The sequence below is a fragment of the Halomonas sp. SIMBA_159 genome (assembly GCF_046536035.1).
Classification (GTDB): domain Bacteria; phylum Pseudomonadota; class Gammaproteobacteria; order Pseudomonadales; family Halomonadaceae; genus Vreelandella; species Vreelandella venusta_A.
The window spans coordinates 1-246 of record NZ_JAWJBT010001276.1 but is presented as its reverse complement, the minus strand read 5'-3'; the positions used below and the strand labels follow the sequence as shown (position 1 = coordinate 246).

The following is a 246-nucleotide window of genomic DNA, read 5'->3' as shown; positions in this document are numbered from 1 at the left end:
ACAGCATTAATAATGACATAGCCCGTCTTGATGGTGCACGCTTTGTGTCGGCTGTAGAGAGTGAAGAAGGCCAGCAACTTTCAGAATCATTAGTGAAGCAGATCACCGGTGGCGAAAAGATGTCCGCACGTTTCTTGCGCCAGGAGTATTTTGAGTTTACACCGGAATTTAAAGTGTTTTTTACGACAAACCATAAACCAATTGTAAAGGGAAGCGATAAGGGTATATGGCGACGCATTCGATTAG

Annotated in this window: 1 pseudogene; it reads left to right on the top strand. The window is 43.9% G+C overall.

From position 1 onward, the window contains the following. Window positions 1-246 (top strand): annotated as a pseudogene (locus R0J87_RS23360) (phage/plasmid primase, P4 family); the annotation flags it as partial.